28 protein-coding genes are annotated in these 19,950 nt (G+C 32.3%); 3 read left to right on the forward strand and 25 right to left on the reverse strand.

From position 1 onward, the window contains the following. Positions 1-92: 92 nt before the first annotated feature. The 17 genes from C8C76_RS10985 to C8C76_RS11055 form a co-directional block, all read right to left on the reverse strand. Entirely contained in the window at positions 93-605 is a 513-nt protein-coding gene (locus C8C76_RS10985; protein WP_108141610.1) for a tyrosine-type recombinase/integrase, read from the reverse strand. Positions 606-796: 191 nt separating this feature from the next. Further along, the gene (locus C8C76_RS10990; protein ID WP_108141612.1) at positions 797-1,216 is read right to left on the reverse strand and encodes a JAB domain-containing protein; all 420 of its coding nucleotides are present in this window, start codon (positions 1,214-1,216) and stop codon (positions 797-799) included. Between the two features lie 15 nt (positions 1,217-1,231). After that, positions 1,232-1,684 carry a JAB domain-containing protein gene (locus tag C8C76_RS10995; protein WP_258222529.1) on the reverse strand — a complete coding sequence of 151 codons (453 nt, stop codon included), beginning with the start codon at positions 1,682-1,684 and terminating at the stop codon, positions 1,232-1,234. Beyond that, a complete protein-coding gene (locus C8C76_RS15160) occupies positions 1,674-1,832 on the reverse strand; it encodes a hypothetical protein (protein WP_181248204.1) in 159 nt (52 codons plus the stop codon). The genes C8C76_RS10995 and C8C76_RS15160 overlap by 11 nt, the downstream gene beginning before the upstream one ends. Positions 1,833-1,846: 14 nt before the next feature. Next, positions 1,847-2,104 carry a hypothetical protein gene (locus tag C8C76_RS11000; RefSeq protein ID WP_108141617.1) on the reverse strand — a complete coding sequence of 86 codons (258 nt, stop codon included), beginning with the start codon at positions 2,102-2,104 and terminating at the stop codon, positions 1,847-1,849. 19 nt (positions 2,105-2,123) lie between these two features. Then, entirely contained in the window at positions 2,124-2,984 is an 861-nt protein-coding gene (gene bet / locus C8C76_RS11005) for a phage recombination protein Bet (RefSeq protein ID WP_108141619.1), read from the reverse strand. Then, positions 2,985-3,833: an ArdC-like ssDNA-binding domain-containing protein gene (locus tag C8C76_RS11010; RefSeq protein WP_108141621.1), complete on the reverse strand. Its 849-nt coding sequence runs from the start codon at positions 3,831-3,833 to the stop codon at positions 2,985-2,987. It abuts the gene before it with no gap. Positions 3,834-3,911: 78 nt separating this feature from the next. Further along, positions 3,912-4,472 carry a host-nuclease inhibitor Gam family protein gene (locus tag C8C76_RS11015; RefSeq protein WP_108141623.1) on the reverse strand — a complete coding sequence of 187 codons (561 nt, stop codon included), beginning with the start codon at positions 4,470-4,472 and terminating at the stop codon, positions 3,912-3,914. Between the two features lie 10 nt (positions 4,473-4,482). Next, entirely contained in the window at positions 4,483-4,605 is a 123-nt protein-coding gene (locus C8C76_RS15415) for a hypothetical protein (RefSeq protein WP_258222530.1), read from the reverse strand. Between the two features lie 14 nt (positions 4,606-4,619). Beyond that, positions 4,620-5,186, reverse strand: coding sequence for a hypothetical protein (locus tag C8C76_RS11020; protein ID WP_108141625.1), 567 nt, complete (start codon positions 5,184-5,186; stop codon positions 4,620-4,622). Positions 5,187-5,204: 18 nt separating this feature from the next. Continuing rightward, complete coding sequence (locus C8C76_RS11025) at positions 5,205-5,555, reverse strand: hypothetical protein (RefSeq protein ID WP_108141627.1); 351 nt, start codon at positions 5,553-5,555, stop codon at positions 5,205-5,207. Positions 5,556-5,629: 74 nt separating this feature from the next. Further along, complete coding sequence (locus tag C8C76_RS11030) at positions 5,630-5,977, reverse strand: YkvA family protein (RefSeq protein ID WP_108141629.1); 348 nt, start codon at positions 5,975-5,977, stop codon at positions 5,630-5,632. Positions 5,978-6,143: 166 nt separating this feature from the next. Further along, positions 6,144-6,575 carry a hypothetical protein gene (locus C8C76_RS11035; RefSeq protein WP_108141631.1) on the reverse strand — a complete coding sequence of 144 codons (432 nt, stop codon included), beginning with the start codon at positions 6,573-6,575 and terminating at the stop codon, positions 6,144-6,146. Then, the gene (locus C8C76_RS11040; protein ID WP_108141633.1) at positions 6,568-7,089 is read right to left on the reverse strand and encodes a hypothetical protein; all 522 of its coding nucleotides are present in this window, start codon (positions 7,087-7,089) and stop codon (positions 6,568-6,570) included. Before C8C76_RS11040 ends, C8C76_RS11035 begins: the two co-directional genes overlap by 8 nt. A 303-nt stretch (positions 7,090-7,392) precedes the next feature. Then, positions 7,393-9,795 carry a DNA primase family protein gene (locus tag C8C76_RS11045; protein WP_108141636.1) on the reverse strand — a complete coding sequence of 801 codons (2,403 nt, stop codon included), beginning with the start codon at positions 9,793-9,795 and terminating at the stop codon, positions 7,393-7,395. 104 nt (positions 9,796-9,899) lie between these two features. Beyond that, positions 9,900-10,097 carry a helix-turn-helix transcriptional regulator gene (locus C8C76_RS11050; protein WP_108141639.1) on the reverse strand — a complete coding sequence of 66 codons (198 nt, stop codon included), beginning with the start codon at positions 10,095-10,097 and terminating at the stop codon, positions 9,900-9,902. A 257-nt stretch (positions 10,098-10,354) separates the two neighbouring features. Continuing rightward, positions 10,355-11,209, reverse strand: a complete 855-nt coding sequence (locus tag C8C76_RS11055; RefSeq protein WP_108141641.1) for a hypothetical protein — start codon at positions 11,207-11,209, stop codon at positions 10,355-10,357. 283 nt (positions 11,210-11,492) lie between these two features. Between C8C76_RS11055 and C8C76_RS15165 the strand changes: the two genes are divergently transcribed. Next, complete coding sequence (locus tag C8C76_RS15165; protein ID WP_181248205.1) at positions 11,493-11,630, forward strand: hypothetical protein; 138 nt, start codon at positions 11,493-11,495, stop codon at positions 11,628-11,630. Positions 11,631-12,606: 976 nt separating this feature from the next. Here C8C76_RS15165 and C8C76_RS11060 read toward each other — a convergent pair. The 6 genes from C8C76_RS11060 to C8C76_RS11090 all read right to left on the reverse strand — a co-directional run bounded on the left by C8C76_RS11060 (position 12,607) and on the right by C8C76_RS11090 (position 17,536). Then, positions 12,607-14,121, reverse strand: a complete 1,515-nt coding sequence (locus C8C76_RS11060; protein WP_108141643.1) for a helix-turn-helix domain-containing protein — start codon at positions 14,119-14,121, stop codon at positions 12,607-12,609. A 34-nt stretch (positions 14,122-14,155) separates the two neighbouring features. Continuing rightward, positions 14,156-14,647, reverse strand: a complete 492-nt coding sequence (locus C8C76_RS11065; protein ID WP_108141645.1) for a ribbon-helix-helix protein, CopG family — start codon at positions 14,645-14,647, stop codon at positions 14,156-14,158. After that, the gene (locus C8C76_RS11070) at positions 14,640-15,401 is read right to left on the reverse strand and encodes a ParA family protein (RefSeq protein WP_076545928.1); all 762 of its coding nucleotides are present in this window, start codon (positions 15,399-15,401) and stop codon (positions 14,640-14,642) included. Before C8C76_RS11070 ends, C8C76_RS11065 begins: the two co-directional genes overlap by 8 nt. A 37-nt stretch (positions 15,402-15,438) precedes the next feature. Continuing rightward, positions 15,439-15,621, reverse strand: a complete 183-nt coding sequence (locus C8C76_RS11075) for a helix-turn-helix domain-containing protein (protein WP_108141647.1) — start codon at positions 15,619-15,621, stop codon at positions 15,439-15,441. Positions 15,622-16,497: 876 nt separating this feature from the next. Further along, positions 16,498-16,710: a hypothetical protein gene (locus C8C76_RS11085; protein ID WP_108141649.1), complete on the reverse strand. Its 213-nt coding sequence runs from the start codon at positions 16,708-16,710 to the stop codon at positions 16,498-16,500. A 1-nt stretch (position 16,711) separates the two neighbouring features. Continuing rightward, entirely contained in the window at positions 16,712-17,536 is an 825-nt protein-coding gene (locus C8C76_RS11090) for a hypothetical protein (protein WP_108141651.1), read from the reverse strand. 256 nt (positions 17,537-17,792) lie between these two features. Here C8C76_RS11090 and C8C76_RS11095 point away from each other — a divergent pair, with 256 nt between their 5' ends. Further along, positions 17,793-18,125 carry a YolD-like family protein gene (locus C8C76_RS11095; protein ID WP_108141653.1) on the forward strand — a complete coding sequence of 111 codons (333 nt, stop codon included), beginning with the start codon at positions 17,793-17,795 and terminating at the stop codon, positions 18,123-18,125. A 63-nt stretch (positions 18,126-18,188) separates the two neighbouring features. Beyond that, positions 18,189-18,629 carry a hypothetical protein gene (locus tag C8C76_RS11100; RefSeq protein WP_108141655.1) on the forward strand — a complete coding sequence of 147 codons (441 nt, stop codon included), beginning with the start codon at positions 18,189-18,191 and terminating at the stop codon, positions 18,627-18,629. Between the two features lie 251 nt (positions 18,630-18,880). On the opposite strand, the gene C8C76_RS11105 is transcribed toward C8C76_RS11100, so the two are convergent. Both C8C76_RS11105 and C8C76_RS11110 read right to left on the reverse strand, forming a co-directional pair. Then, positions 18,881-19,093, reverse strand: a complete 213-nt coding sequence (locus tag C8C76_RS11105; RefSeq protein ID WP_108141657.1) for a hypothetical protein — start codon at positions 19,091-19,093, stop codon at positions 18,881-18,883. Positions 19,094-19,169: 76 nt separating this feature from the next. Next, positions 19,170-19,514 (reverse strand): hypothetical protein, encoded by a 345-nt coding sequence (locus C8C76_RS11110; protein ID WP_108141659.1) that lies wholly within the window; start codon positions 19,512-19,514, stop codon positions 19,170-19,172. Between the last annotated feature and the right edge of the window lie 436 nt (positions 19,515-19,950).

Here is a 19,950-nt window from a genome sequence, read left to right on the forward strand (position 1 = left end):
ATTCTTCTGTGTAAGTTCTTCTTTTTCCCATTTCGGGCACCTCCTGATTATATTATATATCTTAACTCGGTGTCCTACAAATTGGGGGAGGGTCAATTAGAATCAGATAGACCTAAATTCTTTCTAACTTTCTTTAAATCTTCATTGGTATTATACAACTTAGCTCCATAGGTATGCCTTAAAGTATAAGGAGAAACACCTTTACAAATGAAAGCTTTATCCGCATATCTAGAAATCATACTTCTCATATACCTGGCCTTAATTATATTTCCTTTTAAAGTAGTAAAAACAAAGCTGCAGTTTCCTATTTCTTTCTGCTGCCTATATTTCCATTCTCTTAAAGCATCAACTGCATCTAATGTTATATATACCTTTCTATTTTGAGTTAAATTATCTGCTCTTATCATTATACTGTAATCAATTAGATCAATATTTTTCCACTTAAGATTTAAAACTTCTTTCGGCCTTAAACCGGCTGTTAAAATTAATTTCATCAAAGTATAATTTCTTAAACCAGTAATACATCTTTTATTGGGCTTTTCTAAAATCGATTCTTCTTCATATTCATCCAGAATTTCAGGTAAATAATCTAAATAATTATTCATTTTTAATTCCTCCTGTGTTAGCTGCTATTAATGTTGTTGAAATAAGATAGGTATTATATTGAACGGGGCATAAAGGAGGGAAGGAAAGGTATATAGGTAGGTTTCTGAATAATTTTTAGCTGAAACTAGAAATTATATTAACTAACAAAAAAAGAAGCTATCAACTTAATGACAACTTCTTAAATATAAGATCAGCTAATACTGATATAATCTCTTCCTGAAATTATTAGATTATCATGAATTTTAATTCTGAATTTATCAGCTTCCTCTATCAGAAATTCATTGAATTGATAATCTTCATTGCTTACTTTCAATCCATCAGCTTTACTCTGTGCTAATATAATTGAATCAGCATCCAGTCTTAAAGCCAGATAAAATAAATCATCTGTACCAATCTTTTGAAAAGTATCACCTCCCCTCATTAATTCTACTACACCAATTAGTCTGTGATCATTATCTAAAGCAATCATTCCAACCACTTCTTCCTGACCATCCATCTTCAGCAGATCAACAAATATCTCTACAGCATCTTCTGACTTTTTAATATAATTATTTAATCTGTCGTTATCCATCTTTTCATCATCAAATTTAATACTATCAATTTTTAGCATCAATTCAGCTCCTCTCTATATGTGATTTTCTTCTTTCATACTGCTGTAATTACCTTCATTACCAACTATAATATGATCTACTACATTAACTCCAAGTATCTTACCTGATTTAACCAGCTTCTGAGTAATATTAATATCATCACCACTCGCATCTACATTACCACTTGGGTGATTATGACCTAAGACTATACCAGCTGCATTCTGTAGAATTGCTCTTTTAAATACTTCCCTCGGTGTAACAAGACTTGAATTTAAAGTGCCGGTTGAAACTTCAAATAATCCAGTCACCTTATTTCTGACATCTATAGTTGCCATGACAAATACTTCTTCTGATCTTTTATCTAATTCAGCTACTTCAATAAACAAGTTCCTTGCTGCTATAGGATTATTAATAGTTTTATCAATATCATATCGACCACCATTTTCTTTAACTACTCTCAGTGAAAACTTCTGTATATTAACCATCATTATCTTCTCCTTTATCTTTATTTTTCAATCTTTTAAGTTTGATTAACCTCTGTTCCTCCAGCAATTCCAATTCATCCATCGGCTCAGCATAAGGTCCCAAAGCTCTTTTAACTCTCCATTGATCACTGGGTACTCCGTTAACCGGCATCTTTATCACCTCATTTAGCTTTTACAAACTTCTATTTCTCCAGCATCAATAATCAAATCCAGATCTCTATCAGTATCAGCATCTCCCGGAATTAACTCAATATCACTTAAGCTCTCAAATGTTTCATTAGCATATTTATCAATCAGTAGTTCCAATAACCTATTCTGGTCTACCTGCAGCAGTTCAACTGCTTCCTCTTCATCTGCTGCTTCAACAATTAATTCACCGCTGTGAAATTCTCTCCAGCTGCAGTTAACTTTGAATTTAGGCATCTCTAATCAATCCTTTCTTTTAGGCCATCTTCTTGAAGGTATTTAAAATATTTTTAAGCTGTTTAAACTGACCATCACTTAAATCATCTATTGAGATGTGCTTTTCTTTATCCAAACCTTCCTTTTCTTTTACTTCCCTCAGGTAGGTATATAGATCTTTTCTTAAATTTCTATTCTCACCAACTATCTCCTTAATCTCTTTTTCTCTCCCAGACAGTTCTGCTTCTATTTCTATCGGTTCATTTTCATTATCTTGAGATTCCTTCATTTTCTTAGAATAAGGCCTTCTAGGATTCTTTTTATCTTTCTCATTTAAACGCTGAACATCCATTTCTTCAGCAGTTACCAGTCCAGAAACAGTAAAAGCTCTCTTTAAAGCCATTGATTCAGCTACTTTTAATATCATAGCTGACGGATACTGGCTCCAGACCCTGGTACCGGCAAAATACTCCTGAAAAGGAGCAAAGACATAGACTGGATATTCTCTATCCTTTCTGTAAACTAAGGCATAAGCTCCAATAATATCCCCACGATTGGTGCCGTACTCGTGATCTATACCCTGAGCTTTTCTTCTGAAATTGTCATTTTCTCTAACTACATCTGATACCAGCCCATTGTATTCTTCGTGTCTGTCAGCTATTTTTAGATACCCATCTCTGGAAGTCATGATGGTTGGTTTGCCTTTTATCTTCCAGAAAAATATCTCTTTATTAAATGGATCCAGACCATAGGTTTTGGCAATATGCAGGAACATCCTTAGTTCATCAGTATTAGCATCACTGGCAACTGTTCTTTTTATAGTTTCAACTTCTTTTTGACTAAAGCTGATCAGTTCCTTATTCTTACTTTCAATATCGACAACTTTATTTTGAACACCCATTTAAACAACCTCCTTCAGCTTTTTATCGGCTTCATTGTTTTCAATTAGATAATCATCACAGTAATTAATAATCTCGGAAGCTAAATTGTCGATTCGTTTTAAGCTCTGCTTTAAATCATAGGATTCTTTATATAAAGCTAAGTACTTATCTGATTTAATATCCACCCCATAGTGATCCATTACCACAAAAGCAGCAGCTTCAGCTTCCATTTCTTTAACTTCTTTACTTAATTCAGATTCATCCTTCTGATGAAGCAGTTCATGTCCTAATTCATGGACTAATACTCCAGATCTTTCAGTCTGGTTGAGTATTTTATTGAGTACAATTTCTCCCCCTCTAGAATAGCCTTTGAGAGCTTCTGGCAGCAACTTTAGCTTCAGGATTATATCCTTAAATTCAGCATATTGAGCCAGTGGTTTGTATAGTCTGCTGTAATCATCAGCAACTGAGATATCTAGATTTGGCAGTGGGTCACCTTCAGTCTGACTGACATCAAAGACATTAACCGGCCTAAAATACATTCTCTTAACTTCTTTTTCTACTTCTTTTAGCTTTCCACTAACTTTTTTCTCTTCCGTAACTTTCTTTTTATAGGTGAAGGGTGCAAGTATGGAAATAGCTTTTTCACCTTTTTTGACATGACGGTTAAATTTCTTCTGCCACTGTTTGTATCCGGCAACATAACTTGCATCAGGTTTCTGCATCTGGATTAAAATAGAGTTCTGATAGCTGTAGTTATGAAACTTACCTAAAAACTGGAGCATGCTCTTAAACTCGTCTGACTCCCTTACCGAATCAATCCTGCTATTCAGCTGCTCTAATAATTTTTTGGTTTTATTTTTATTCATCTAATTACCCCCTAAAAAAGCCCAGCCGGTTAAGGCTGAGCTTTGATTTTTTTATTCAAATTTTACTTATTGATCAGCTTAAACATCTGTCTTAACTTTAAACTTTTCACCTCTTTCTATGACTTTAATTCCTGCAATAACCTCACCGGTATCAGCTACTACCGCTTTATCACCAACTACCTTAATCTTCTGCTTCAGCTTCCTCTTATCAACTCTCTTTTTGACTTTAACAGCATCTTTTAAATTCTTTTCTGCAAACTCCAGCAGCTTATCATCTTCATATTCCCACTTATCCCTCTGTTTTCTAAACTGCAGCTGGCCGAAGGGCAGTTTATGTGTTTTAAGTTCCGGATCATCATCCTTTAAGTCCAGTGCGTAATATTTAAGCTTCATCTCTAAATATTCTATATCATTATTTAAGCTGCTGTTTTCAGATTCCAGCCAGCTGTTGACCTCATCAATCTCTTTTTGAATAGCTGCAATTTCTGTTTCAGCAAAATCATCATTTTCATTCTTTTTCTTTTTTAGGTGTCTAATCTTCCGTAACGCCCAGTTAGCTTTTTGGTCATTATCAATTACAAAATAGTCATCTTGCTTTTTCTGAGTTTCTACTTCTGGTTTTAATTTAACAGCTTCCATGACTGCCTCCTTAATTTTCCGGTTGTTTTGCTTCAACATCATTTAAATCTTCACCACAGTAGGGACAGATCCAATTCTTTTTACTTGAACTATAGCTTTTACCTTTGCACTCCGGACATTCCTTTACATACATCTATTTAACCCCTCCTACGCTGATTTAATCTTTAGGTAGTTATCTTTAGTCAAGTCCTTGAGCATCTCTTTAATCGGCTTCTCACCCTTATCAAGCACCGGCATAATAACAGCTTTAACATCATCCTGATTATCTAAAATGAAGATAGGATTTTTATTGTCTTTTGCCTTATATTTAACCCCATATTGAAGCAAGAATTCATAATCTCGGTTGAACATTCCAATTTCATTACCTGCCTTAAAGAGTCGAACCTCGTCACCTGAATCATTTTTCTTGTAGAAGTCAGTAATTACTGCCTCATACTTGGCATTACCAATCTGACTGGTAACAGTTTTAGTGTTCAGCTTATTTTCTGCAAATACATTACCCCCAGCAGAAGAGATAGTTCCCTCAAAGTTAAAGGGTATATCTGCAGTTACCTTGTAACTGTTGTACTTAGCAAAAAACTTACCGAATTCAGCCTCGTTAAGCTTTACCATGACATAGGTATCAGTCACGTTATATGACCCATCCTCGAACTTCTCAATAATTACATTATTTCTGGTTCTAATAAGCTTTGCAATTTCTTTACCATCAATCATTTTATCCACTCTCCTTTTTTAGTTTATTGTGATAATCGGATATATTTTTTTTATTCGACTAAGATTATTCTTTTTAAAACAGCTTGAGAGGTTGATATAAAACCCATCATAAGCATCATTTAAGTTTATGTTAAATAACAGGAAATCATTTGTGGATCTATTGTAAATAGCAAATTTATCTTTAGCCGCAATTGCTGCATCTCCCAACTTCCATAAGATATTTTCTATATCTTCTTCATCAGTTTCTAAGGTGTCAAAATAATCTATTACCTTATTGGGAATCGAAAGAGTATATCTTTCCGGAAAGTCCAGATCACCACCAAATAAATTAAAGCCGAAACTTCTTCCTTTTTCTGAAACTCTGCACATCTAAAATTCTCCTTTCAAAATAAAGAGAGCCGCTAGAGATTAATGTTCTGATCTCTAACAGCTCCACATTGTTATTATGTTTTATAGTCCTTGACAACTGGATAAAAGAGCGAAATGACTAGCATGTCATCAGCATAGCCAGCAACTGTAATGTAGTCTGGTATTAAATCTTGGGGATTGATTATATATAGCAAAACTGCAGCACTAATGGCTGCAGCTCCCCAGGAGACATTTTCTTTATTACTTAAAAAATCTACAATTGTGTTATAGAAAAATTTGAAATAGAATACTAGATTGGATAGTAACTCTTTGCCTTTATTTTTGCTCTGCCATCGTTCAGACTCCTTTTTGATTGATTCAAGATCATCATTATCAATAGTTTTGGCTAATTCCTTTATAAATTTTTCCAGTTTCTTCTTCATAAACCACTTCCTTTCTTCAAATTAGAGTTTAGCTAATTAATCCCTCTATTATACTTATACTAAATTTGCCTCTATTCTTTCACCATAAAAAAATGACCCTGAACCATTTTACTGGAACAGGGTTTGATTATATATTAAAGAGAAAAATATTAATGGTTTTCTCTAATTAACATATTCTTTTATTTGAACCTTCTTCAATATACGACTCATTCATTTCTCGAATAGCAAAGATAACCTCATATTTATCAGAGTCATCTAGACTATCAATATCAAATAAATCTAAGCCATCGCACGATTTATCAATAAACTTTACTGTATCAGCTATAGATAAATCCATAAATCGACTACACCAATCAATTATAGTCCATTCCTTTCTACAAAGGCTACATTGAAATGTGTTTCTTTTAGTGTCTATTTTCATGGGACGATAGCGAGTCAAATAATCATCACCACCTACTCTGATAAAGCAGCAAGCCAATCTATCAGGATATCTATCTATACATTCATTTATGACTCCCTTTATGTCAACATTATCTATTATATTGTTGAAAATTTTCCGACCTATTTTGGTACAATTGGTATACTTGGTTTTAGTCATTTTTTATTCCTCCTAATTTATTATATTCGAATGGACTTTCATCACAAAACACATCTAATTCTTCTTCATCTTTTTCAAAAATATCAGGACACTTATTGGAAAGATATTCCTTATTCATCCTTCTTATGCTGGTCAATATTATTGCCCTATTATCTGGATCCTCTAACTCTCTTAAGCATAAATCTAATTGAAAATAATCATCGATAAGCTTTATTGAATTAACCATAGATAAATCAAAGAAGTTTATGCAAAAGTCAATTATGGTACCTTTAGAATAATTACAGCCTCCACATTGATAGTATTTCTTATTCTTACTAATTTGATCTAAATTATAGCGATGGTAAAATAGCTCATCACTATCTTCGTATTCAATATCCACAAAACAACATGCTGTATTATAGGGATGACTCTCTTGATAATTATTTGCTAATTCGAATAGATCAGTTTTTTCTATTATCTTAGTGTAAATTTCCTCGGCTTGCTTTTCGGCTAAATTCATTTTAATTTTGTTCATTATTTGTCACCTTTCTTTTTTTAGATATTGATCTAATTTTTTTCAGTTTACAATAAATATACGGTGTTTAATTAGAAGTGTTCCCCCTTTCCTTGCCTTCACATCAACTAATAACAGATAATCAGTAACGATGTTAACGGTCACTCTAGTCTTATAATATATTTTAATATCTACTAGTATTTATTGATTAAACAATACTAAGATATTTGCATGGGTTTATATTGTGTGTTAACATCGTTACCGAACACTTATCATCCTTGTTCTATCAGACTTTATAATAGTAACGATATGTTTTCCAAAGCGTTATTGATCGTATCTCGACTTCACTTCCTCATTTAGGTCAATTCCAATATAGAATCTTGCTTTTTTCCCTTTCCAAGTGCGATGTCCAACCTTTATCCCCTCCCTCTTTAGACTAGTTGTGAATTTTCTCCTAGTAACGTAATTTTTCATGCCATTTTGACTACAAAAGAACTTATACTCTTCATAGAAAATTTTCCCATATACTTGTTTGTCTTGACCAATAACTGCTCTATCTCTAACAAATGCTTTAACTGAATCATTTTCATCCATATAATCTGCCATGGCCTGCTTCATCGGATCAGAACGTGTAAACTGTCCTTGTTTTTTAAGCCTTTTCAATCCTTCTAATGCCCAATTGAAAATCCCTGGTATTTCTTTAAATAGTTTTTCTTTCAGTTTGGGATCAAAGCCTGGATCACTACTATTAAATGTATTTGGGAAATCAACTATTTCAAATCTTCGATACCAGCCTGCTGTCTTATCTCTAGATGATGGCACCTCGTTAGCTGAGAATAAGAGCCTAACGACCGGTGTAAAGTCAAATGATTCTCCGAATTTATGCTCTCCTCTTAAAGCTTCACCAGCAATCATCGTTTTTAATACTCCAGTTTCATTTAAATATTTGGGATCAATATCTGAACATATATTTACCAGCTTATCCTGAATATAGGCAGTCTCAAATCGATTAGAAAGACGATGCATAGGTATATTAGATAAATTTTCTTCTCCAAATAATTTAGCGATTACCTCAAGCAACGTGCTCTTACCGTTACTTCCTGACCCAGTAAGTATTAATGCCTTATGGTAATTTGTATCAGGAATTAAGCAGTATCCGATAAATTCTTGAATAAAGTCTCTAGTTTTTTGATCCGGAAGCCATTCTTTTAACGTTTTCGTCCATTTAAAGCATCTTGAATTTTTAATATATTCTATTGGCAATTGAAATTGACTATAGTATTCCTTATCATGTTCTTTTAAAGTCATGTTCTTCCAATCTAACATGCCATTCTGAAGGTTAATAAAACTTTTATTCGGATCAATTCCTACATTAAACCTTTTTTCATTTTTGAAATCCATGTGTAGATTCTTAAATTCTTCCTTAACCTCACGAACTTTATTGATCTTAACCCATTTGGGGTTCATAAGAGATAAAACCTCTCTAATCGAACTTTCTAGATACTTTAGATTCAATTTACGCCAATAACCCTTGCTGATTTGATAGGAAAACATCACATCCTGTTCTGCACAGTAGGCCCAACTTCTTCCATAATTGTTAGCTTCATAAGCTCTTATAATCTCTGCTATTTGACGTGGTAAAAAATCATCTAAATCAGGTATTTCATTTTCTTTATTTTCCTGATCCTCGCTTATGTTATTTTTTGCTGAATTTAAAGCCTTTTCAATGGTCTTTTGATAATAATCTTGTCTTAACTTTAAATCACATTTATTCTTTCTTCTACAGGCGATTAATAAATCACAAATTTCTTGCGGCTTCCAATTCTTCCTAGCTGCTATATTAGCCAAAGCGAAATCATAACCAGAAGGAGAATTATCTTTAAGATTATCTCTATTGTGGTTCCACGTGTCTTTTACAAAGTCATTATCTAACAGTTTTTTTAACTTATCTTCTGGTGGACTAGCTTCTGGATCTAGTTTGAAATTAAATTCTCCTATTGCTTCTTTTTCAGAACCTGAATTAAAATTCATATCATATTCTTCAGGATCAATAAGATATTGTTCAAAATCATCAACAGAATACCTCAAATCTTCATTTGTTTCTACTATTTTTACAGGTTTTGGAGCTCCTTTATTATTAGATGTTCCGGGTAGCCTCATCAGCCTGTCTAAATTAAAAACCATGTCAATCGTCCAGCCTTTTCTTTTAGCAATTACTTCTGCAGTTTTATTCCAACTTTTTAACAATTGTTGTGCTTCTTTTCGTTCTTCCTCATCTTCAAACTGCCAAGGTTCTTTAAATAAATAAAAAACCTGATAACCATGACCACTGTCTGTTATTATTGTTGGTTTTAAAGGAAATTTCTTAATAAGATCCATTGCTTCTTCTTTAGTTGGCGGTAGGTTATCTTTACCACGATGTGGGGCTTGAACATCTATGTCAAGCCAAAGTCCAACAATAGAACTGATATTTTCTTGTTTGCATCGAGTGTAATTTTTATTTCCCAGACTATTAATATATTTTTTAGGGGCTAAACCTCCGCCAAAATACACATTATTACTTTTATCTATATTCATAACAAATTTAACAGCTTGATCAATAGTATCACACCAATAACTTCTCTTTGTTTCTAGGACCCAAATTAAAAAAGACTCTTCAGGATCTTTATATTCAAATAGTGCTTTTAGAAAAGCATATAGATATTCAATAAGTTTATTAGTTTCCATAAAATTCCTCCTTGCTGTTTTCAAATTTTATTTAATCATGATATAATTAACTTAATAAATCGTTTTGTTTGGGGCTACCTCTACCGAAGGTGGCTCCAAGATTTTTATTCCTCAATCTTTGGAAAAAGTTTCTCTTCTTTAACTTCCAAGGCTTCTGCCAACTTTTCTCTCCACTTTGGATGAGGAAAAACTTTATTCCTCTCCATTTTAGATATATCAGGTGGAGATATTCTAGTTTCATAACTCAATTCCAACTGCGATAAGCCTTTTTGTTTTCTAACTTTCCTTAAATTATTTTTCATTAATTTCGCCTCCCTTCTTTTGTCCTTTGACCTTTCTGGAATTAATTATAAAGCACATTAAAACAATTAAGAACGACATCCAACTTTTTCATGTCATCTTTTTTTGTCTTTTGTCCATTTCTTAAATTAAGTATAAATGAAAAGTGATAATTTAAGAACGACATCCAATTTTTCCTCTTTAAAAAAATTGTTTTATCAAATAAAAAACCCCCACTAAATTTCAGTGGAGGTCTAAAAAAGATATTTATTTGTGTCTTTTATATTTGTGTGCGTCTTTTTATTCCAATCCTTTCAGCTAGTCTTTCAACAGATTTTTGAATTGTTTTTTCATCATTTTTATCAGTATATGGATTTTCTTCAAAAAAATTATCAATAATATCTGGAAAAGTCATCTCCTTTACCTGATATAAAACTAATCTTTTATACATGTCTTTTTTAGGGCCTAATTTCTTACAACCTAATTCTTCCATATAATCACATATTCTATCCATATCTTTATCTATTTTGTCCTGCTCGTTATCTTTGAGTTTTTTATAATTAATCTCTCTTTTTTTAGCTGCTCTACTTTTGAGAATAGGATTCCAAAATAAAGATTCGTCACCTATATCAATTCTGAATTTCTCTTTATTATTTTTTTGTAAAAAATATGCTGAAAGATCTTCATGTTCAATTGTTATTTGAAATGGAGTATATTCAACTTCATTCTTTTTTATTTTCTTATTATCCTTGTTCTCTTTATATTGTCCTGTTTTCAATAATCTATCAGCTTCTTCTAAAACTAATATTGATATCCAATCTTTTTTGCAGTTGTCAGCTTCAATTAAATTATATTTGTTCTTTAAATTAATTATTGCTTTTTTTAAATCTATAAAAAATTCGTCTTTCTTGATATTAGACCAATTTATTGCTTTAAATTCATCTTCTTTTTGCTCCTCATAAACTTTATTTAATTCTGATGCAATATTATTTAAAATATCTTCATGTACCTCAGGAACTATGTCAGAAACTACATTTAAGAAATAATTTCTTTCTGGAAAATATACTTCTTTAAATTCACTTTTTTTAGGAAATGTATACTCCCCAGGTTCTCTTTTCTTGCTTTTACCTTCCATTTTCTCACTCCTTAAATCAAATTGTTATTAATCAAAAACTCAACCTTCTCTCATTAGTATTAAGACATTAACACTTATCTTTCACATCAGGAATAATAGAATCTAAAATTTTAGATGATAAAATAGATTTTACAGAAAACGCTCAATAAGATTTTACGGATATTGCTAGATAATGTAAAAATACAAATTTTGAGATGACAAATATGTTAAATTAACCCAGTACCATAATCTGCTCTTTTAGGATATAATATTCTTTTAAATATCCTAAGAGGAAGCAAAAATATTGAAAAAAGAAGATGGATATAAAGTGCATATAGAAATTCCACAATTAAAAGAACTGGGCTTAAATAAATCTAAGATTGCAAGAAAGCTTGAAATTAGTCGGCCAACACTTAACAATATGAAATTCTACTTGAATTAGACAAAGATGAAATCAACAGAGTAGATTACTATAATGCATTCTATGAGGTCTTTGAATCCCGTAGCAGGCAAAAAGCCAGTTAAATATTCATATTGGCCTATGCGCCGGCAGGTTATTAGTAAATTTACAGAATTAACGTTCATAAATATCAAGCACAAACTGGATTAATTCCAGCTTAAAATAAACTGTATGGATTAATGAAACCACAATCGGGGCTGATAAGGTGGTCTATAACGAAAATTTTGAGCCTTATTAGCCCTGCTATTCTATTTTATGTAGTTTTGTATATCTATCTGCTAAAACCTCTTAAAATCGATTCTAAAGCTTCCTGGGCTATATGTTATATAGTAGATTTTTTTATTTAGAGTTGCTGGTTCAAAATACGGAAAGTGTGCGGGTAAATAAGTGACATCCTTAGTCTGACTTCTGCAGCAATTGGCAAGATTATATAAGCTGCATTCTGGATCTGATCATAAAACTAACTAAGATAAATACCGATTTGCTGTAATAGCTAAGAAAATCTAGAAAACTTCAACCTGACTCATTTTCTGTATCCAATGGAGATTATCTGCCTTAATTTTCATAAGCTATACCTGGTTTTCCGCCGTAAAGAAAGTGAATGACCATTCATTGCTATACCTCGATTTCATCTAAAAACAGCTATTTAAAGCAATACACTTTTTAATTTTTCTCAGAGTTTAACAGACAAGTAATTTAGCAGCTTAATCAAAGTAATACATACTCATATTAATAATAACTAATGTAAATCATAAGTAAATAAAACAAAAACCCTATATAATAATACTTTATTTATTAGTGTCGAAAATTCTAACACCCTACCCTGATGCGCCCCGTCATAATAGGATTTAATTCTCGAAACCACCCGTCGAAAATTCTAACAACCCCCCCGTCGAAAATTCTAACACCCTACCCTGATGCGCCCCGTCATAATAGGATTTAATTCTCGAAACGAGGTTTAGACCAATAATATGCAGGTTAGAGTCTCTGCTCCCTGTTCATTATAGTCATATCTGCGCTTTAAATATCTGCTCTCTTCTAATGCTTTAATGTGATCACTAATAGTTTGTCTTTTAACCCCTAGCTTTTCAGATAAAGTAAGTGTACTGGGAAATGCTGTTCCTTTGTTAAATGAGTATTTTAGTATCAATATGTATACCTTAAGCTGAGTTGGTGAAATGGCCTGATAAATAGCTCCGTTAATTACACCATTGTTAATCAATGTGTATCCAGTACCATAACTACTTTGCTTCTCAGCTTTACAGAATGTTGGACATCCTCTTCTCTTTCTAGCTTCTATTAAACCAAGACTAGCCAAATTATCAATAGCTGTGGATATCCTTTGTCGACTCATACACATTTCACCTTTATGGGTTATTTCTTTTTTTATCTGGGTTGAATTAAGGCCGTTCTCAGCAGCCAAAAGCACACCATATACTATCAGTTCATACCCTGAAATCTCTCTATAATTGTTGAATATACGGTTGTTGAGCTTAATATGATTATCAAGTACCAGGTTATCTATACTGCCTTTAATAGGACAGTTATAGCGGTCACAGTGGTGGCTGAGCAACTCCTGGAGCTCTGCATCAGGTATGGAACATCCTAGCAGTTTGTATTCTTCATCCCAGTAGGCATAAAAGTCATTTTTGACTTTCCCTTTCTTCTCCGGCGGCTGATTTAATTCATTCCATGCCATCACTATATCATAGGCTCTTCTTTTGGAATAACCCATCATCTGCAGCCACTTAGTCAACCTGCCCTGAGCCCAGTTCCTTTCACCTGCTTCTACACCTTTTAAGATTGAGTTAATACAGGGCCTTTCCGCCTCTGGTAGTTTTATTCCTTTGATTCTATCAGACCCGAAATCAGGTGATTTTGCCGGCCTGATACCCATCAAATTAGATAGATACTTTATGCTGTATTTTTTAGAGGGATCCAGCTCAATAACTTTACACTCTACTTTTTCTAATTTGTTATTATAACTGCCGGGCAGCCTCATAATTCGAGCGGCTTCAGCAGCTCTTGAATCAGATCCAGTTTCATTGGAAATATATTTAACAAAAGAGATCACTTTATTGGCATCAAACGGATCATCAAGCAGCCAGTAACTATGTATTCCATGACCAGAGCTCAAATATATGCTTGCTTCAGGCAGTCCTGCCTTTTTGATGCTCTTCTTGACCTCTTTTAGGTTCACATCATCATAGTCCGCCCATAGGGCATTTACTTTAGTTAGATTGCTGGCTTTACCTGAAGTGGTATCTTTGCGGCCAGAAACTCCAAAATAAATGTCCTTATCCTTTGGCGGCTTATATTCTAATAATTCATCTGTATCTTTAAACCACACTTTCTTGACTTGGCCTTTTCTGTTAAATTCTCTGATCTCAATAAATCCAGGTAGGTCCGATAAAATGTGATTGATGAATTTAGCATTATTCACTTCTTTGTTTATTTCTTTTATCGAAGTCATAACAACTTACTCCCCTCGGCCATAAACAATTAAATTAATTTATTTCCGCATTATTATATAAAAAGTCAATAGCTAACCTTATCAGATTAGATTTATCTCTGTCACTCTTTCTTGCCATTTCGTTCAGTTTTTTATCCTGATCTTCGTAAATATAGTAAGTCCTTTTAATCTTTTTAGGTTCACTTTTATCTATAGAAATACTTATAGATGGATTTTTTTTCGCAATAATATCGGATTCAGGCTTGACTTCAGATTCATCACCAACACTATCAGAGCTGCTATTAGAGGAATCAGCGTCTTTAGAATTATCATCGTCAGCAGCATTGCTGGTATTATTACCATTATTATTGCTGTCACCATTACCATCAATGTTACTGTCAATGGTACCATCAACATTACCATCACCATTGACATCATCTTTTTTCGCTTCTTTATCTTTAGACTTACTCTTTTCTTTTTTCTCTTTGACATCATTTAAAAGATCGCCAAATTTTTCATCATTTTTTTCTTCTGCATTTTTAGACAATTTTCTCCACCACCCGCTTCAAAACTTTAAAAAACTGATCTGCTGCTTCTTCATCATATTCAAATACTGTTTTCCCCGCTCTACCAGCTTCAGTTATTTTAACCCTTCTGTTAATCGGTTCTGTTAAAATATCTGGTTCATCGGAGAATATATCTTTTAGAAGCTCTAGATTAGCCTTTGATTCATTTGTTCTTGCATCAAACATATTAGGTATAATCAGAGTAATAAGGTCGCTGCTCAATCTCAGTTCGTCTAAGTACTCATATATATTACCAACAGCTCTTACACTGGCTGACTCAACCTGAACCGGCATAATAATATGATCTATATAACATAATACTGCATCATTAACTTTTGTTCTTTGCGGTCCACAGTCAAACATAACAAAATCATAATCCATATCTTCTAGGTCCGATAATATTTCTTCCATGATTATATCTATCCTGGAATTTCGATGTAATTCTGAGTTAATCTTTTCAATATTATCATTAGGCAAAAGATCTAAATTTTCTCTAGCATTGATTATGCACTCACTTAATTTAGCAGGATAACGAGGATCCATTAAATCAAAAAAGGTATTCTCATAATCTTTTTCAGTAAATCCTAAAAATAAGCTGGAATCATTTTGCCCGTCTAAGTCAATCAATAAAACATTAAAATCTAATTTAGCTAGTCCATGAGCTAATTGAACTGAAGTAGTGCTTTTTCCTACTCCACCTTTATTATTGATCACTGCTATTTTTTTTGGTCCCACTTCAATCCCCCTTTTTGAGAGAAAATTATCCACTCTTCTATTTTTCTTTATTCGATGATGATCTTTCTTCAATAAAATCTAAAAAACTCTTTTCTGTTATACGCCAAGTATTACCAAGCTTAAACCCTTCTAACTTTTTTTCTCTTAAATATCTGCGTATAGTTTGTTCGCTTACTTTAAGTTTTTGTGCTATTTCATCAGGTGTATATATCTCAGGCATACTGATCCTCCTCCTAAAAATATAGTTTTAAAATCTCTTGATGCTTATTCATGTTATAATCTAGTATAATACATAATCTATTATATATCAACAATTAAATTACTTACTGAAGATTGCATTTTATGTGTCTGTGTAGTAATTACTGTCAACATTAACATTAACTCTACCATTAATGGTGACATTAACATTGACATCAATGTTACCATCAATGGTAATGGTAACATCACCATCAATTTTACCATTGACATTACCATTAATGTTAACATCAAAATTAATGGTAATGCTGGTACTAGTTTTAGTAGCGGTATTAATGTTGGTTTTAATACTAATATTGGTGTCAGTACTAAATTCAACACTAAAATTAGTTTCAACTAAAATACTGGATATAATGTTAATTCTAAGATTACTGTTAACATTGACATCACCATTAACAACAATTCTAACATCAATGGTGACATTGACATTAATTCTACCATTAACATTAATGGTGATGGTAACATTGACAGTAAAATTAATGGTAAGTTCTATCTGGATAACGTGCTGATCATGCTGAAATGAAAAAATAGAGATGATTTATTTTCCTGAGTGTTTTATAATGTTCTGAATATTTATCAGGTTTGTTGATAGTTTATCTTTTAATTACGTATCTGTATTCGCATACGGTTACGTATACGGATACGTTGCAAATTAAAAAACCCACCCTGCTAAAAGGATGGGATAAAAATGAGGAGGAAATATTCGAGTGCAAAAAATCTATATGATAGCTGTCTCTGGCGCAGCTTCAAAAAAGGGAATCAATTTTATTCATTTTTCTATTCATAATGATATCAGCAGGCTATTAAAACTCCTTTAAAGTCAAATTAAAAGATAATTAGATTAATAATCATCCAGGGAGTCTTTATTTTCTTCAGTAACTTCTATGATTTTTCTGATATATACATTGCTTGAGTCAACAGTCCCTGGTTTTACAAACTGCTTATAGAATTCGTCATAAGCCTGGTCCTTGTTTTCCGCCCAGACCATCTTTCTTAACTGGTTATTGCCATGCTTAACAGCTGAATTATATGCTTTAATATAAAACTGTTTCACATTAATTATCCCCTTTTTCTTGCCGATCTAAAAGAACCTGGACCTTCTCATTATATTCATCTCTAACTTCCTGCAGCTGTTTCTGGAATTCTTTTTCCTGTTCTAAAAGCGCCCGTTCTTTTTCATTAGTTAGTTTTTCCTTCATATTATCCATAGCAGTATCCTTATCATTAAGCTGCTTATTAAGTGATTTTATCTTGCTTTCCAGCTGGTCATTTTCTTTCTGCTGTTTTTCAAGCTCTGATCCCAGCTCTTTTAAACGGTCCTTCATTTTAGGCAGCTCTTCCAACTGATCATTCTTACGGTGAATCTCATATTTTAATTCTTGTTTTTGATCCTTAAGATTAAATATCAGATCATCTTTAGTTTCTGCAGAATTTTTCAGCTGTTCATTGTCCTTTTCGAGTTTCTCTAACTCATCTTCAAGAGAAGAGACCCTTTCTGACAACAAATTCTTTTCTTCTTTAGAATCCTTTTTTAGTTCTTGATGCTTTTCTTCTAAATCTTTAAATTCATTCTTCAATTCTTTTATTCTTTCATCTTTCTCTTGCAGCTGCTTCAGATAATTATTATCTTTCTCCCTTAATGCAACAGCCATTTTTTCTCCCATACCGGTAAAGATATTGGTGATTTCTTTGGTAATAGTTTGAAGAGAGGCCAGATCACCACTTAACTCAGGCATCTCATCCTTAACAGTATTGATATTATAAAGTCCCAATAAGTGCTCTACAAAGTCACCACGATTTTCAAAGTCACTCATATCAGCCAGCTCATTAATCTTTTCTTTAGTTTCCTTGCTTACTTTAGCACTCCAGGTTTCTGACATAATAATACCTCCTCATGTTATTTAATGATATTCTATATAAACTAAATCTTTGTAATCAAAACTTTTAATTTATAAATATACTATAGTTTACTTAAGTTTACTTTGTAAACTAAGTTATAATATAAGTTTACTAAATATTTTTACAATAGTCAATGAAAATATGGAATGAGGTGGAATTAACCCAAAAATGATATTATAACATAGAAAATCGAACACATGTATGATAAAATAAAGGGGAGAAAGGAGCTGATCATTTATGAACCTGAAGGATAGAGGTAACAAGAAATGGACTGCTATGATGCTGATCGAGCACAGGAAGCGGTTAAAAGAATTGAAGGAAAGTGAAAAGGACAGAAAAAAGCCAATTTTAGATGATCAGGAAAAAGAAGAAATAAACTATAAACTGCAGCAGGCTGTTCAGCATAATCTGGCAGTAGAAATAAAGTATTATGAAAATAAGAGATTTAAAACTTCTTCAGGGGTAATCAAAAAAGTTGATTCAAATCGAAAAGAAGTAATTATTTCAGAGGAAGTTGGTGAGCAGCATAAAATATCTCTTAATAATCTATTAGATTTAAGATTGAAATAGAGGATTAGATAAATTAACAGAGAAGAAGTAAATTGAAATATCATTTATAGGAGGAATAGGTTAATGAGTGATTACATTTTTATTTCTGACGAAAAAGATAACGAATTTCTTGTAAAAGTTTCAGCTGAAAATATTGAAAAGGCTAAAACAAAATATGTTGAAAAACTATGGGAAATAGACAATTTCGAACAGAAACAATTTAAAAGCAAAGTTATAGACGTTACTTTTTGGAGAAAATATAGTTTAGACTTAGTCTCAAATAAAGATGGAAGTTGGATTCATGAAATTGATGAAACTAAAAAATTATTTAAAGCAAATTTAGAAAAAGATTTCTCACCACAAATAGCAGAAGAATTGCATAACTATTTTTTTAATAGAGAAGAAAGTATAGAAGAGCTTACTGATAAAGCCAAGCTTGATATAGCTAAAGTCCAGGTCCAAAAGCTATTGGATGATAATTTCCTTAGAATTTATTCCCTGGATGAAATGAGATCTATATATTAATATTTTATCAAATATAAACCCCACCAATGCCTAAAGCTACTGGTGGGGTTTATTGGTCAATAAATCTATTTATTTAAAAGGGTGTATATAATACTTACACCCTTCATTATATTTTAAACTTAACTTTTAAACTCAAAGGGGGCGATTAGTATTCGCCCCTTAACAAGATGGGCTTAAATCGCGAAAAGTTTTATTTAGCCTTAGGATTACATCAGCTTTTCATTTGCAGAAGCCGCTTATTCTTCATATTTTTAATATTCATCAAGTTTTACCCCAACATCAGGCTTATCTATGCTGCAGTTAGGGCAAAACCATTTCAGTTCTTTAATATCTGGAGCATCAGGGTTATCATAAGTAGTCTGGATCGGAATAAAGTCTCTATTCTCGGGTATATGTCTTCTTGTAGCTATATTCCACTCCATAGCAGAAAAAGATGAACCACATGCTTTACATTGAAATTTCATATTCTAAAAACTCCTGTCATTGTAGATTATTTTAATTATAAATTTATTATGATGACAATTATTAGAATATCAATTTTCACTGAGCTTTACAATGGTTTCTTTTAATATCTTCAACTATAGATTCAGCTTTATCCCAACCTTTTTTAGTTAGAAGAAAACTATTTCCACACCATTCATCAACAAATCCTTTTCTAATTGTCTCAGCTAAACCTGATCGGTAATTAGCTTTAACTCTTGCATCAGAATTATAATGCTGGTTACCAATGCTCACATAAGGTGTTTCTAGATAATAATTAGTCTCAATTCTTATTTCACCATCAGCATAAAAAGCAAAACCTAATATTTCTCCTTCACAATATCCTAGTTCACCATCTGAAACAGTATCAAATTCTTCTACAGCTTTAGCCAGTTCATGCAACATTATAACCACTCCATTCGAATATTTTTTGTTAATTTAATTATATCATTCACAAAGTATGATTATAAGTCGCTTTTGTTATTTTTTTAAATAGAATGATTTTATCATAAGAAGTATTTTCAAGTCGTTCCAATATGACACGAGCTCAAATAATTGCAGCTTGCCAAAAATCTAAAGCAGAACTATTTTCAGGTGATATCGTTTTGATGTCACCTTAATTACATTTTTAATCTGATTAGCTATTATTTTGTTATCTCAAAAGGTATACCTTTAGACACTCTTTTATTAGTAGATCTATAAACCACTAGTAAAGCCAGTGATAGCAGTGAATCTGAACTGCTATTTTCTTTTTATTAAATTCGTATCAAAAGGTGCCAAATTTAATTTTGAACTATCCCATAATAAACATGTACCTTTTGAAACTTTTATGATATACTAT

The organism is Halanaerobium saccharolyticum (genome assembly GCF_003053565.1).
Classification (GTDB): domain Bacteria; phylum Bacillota; class Halanaerobiia; order Halanaerobiales; family Halanaerobiaceae; genus Halanaerobium; species Halanaerobium saccharolyticum_B.